The sequence below is a fragment of the Pseudaeromonas sp. HNCC25DJ180 genome (assembly GCF_055413345.1).
On record NZ_JBVAYF010000042.1, the window covers coordinates 1 to 601 of the forward strand.

Consider the following 601-nt stretch of genomic DNA (forward strand, 5'->3'; position numbering starts at 1 on the left):
ACCCCAAGTATCTGGCCGCCATGCCCGGTGTTATCTCTTGTCTGCACACCTGGGGCCGCGACTTGTCGTTGCATCCACACGTGCATTGTTTGCTGACTCATGGCGGCCTCAATGACGCCGGCGACTGGGTGCTGCCGCGTAAGTCAGTGTTGTTCCCGCAGAAACCGCTGATGCTGGTCTATCGCGGTAAGCTGTTGGCAGCGCTGCGCCGCGCCCTGTTGGCTGGTGAGCTGGTTGTGCCTCCCGACCGCTCGTTGCAACAATGTCTCAACCTCTGCAATCAGCTGGGACGTAAAGCGTGGGTGGTGCATTGCTGTCAGCGCTATGACCATGCCTCCGGGGTGGCTAAATATCTGGCCCGCTATATCAAGGGCGGCCCGTTGCGGAACTCGCAGTTACTCAGTGTCTCGCCGAGTCAGGTGCGCTTTCGGTATCAGTCACACCGCACCCATAGCTCAGCAGTCGCCCAACTGACCATGGCGACCTTTATTCAACGCTGGCTGGAGCATGTGCCCACCCCGGGCAAGGCCAGCATCCGTTACCTGGGGCTCTACAGCTCCGGCGGACGCCGCAAGCTGAACCTGGCACGCGAGCACTTCGC

Annotated in this window: 1 protein-coding gene; it reads left to right on the forward strand. The window is 60.9% G+C overall.

Annotated features, from left to right (window positions below; translation table 11 throughout):
* On the forward strand, positions 1 to 601 hold a 601-nt coding region (locus tag ACZYTD_RS17185; protein ID WP_463893918.1), incomplete at both ends, for an IS91 family transposase.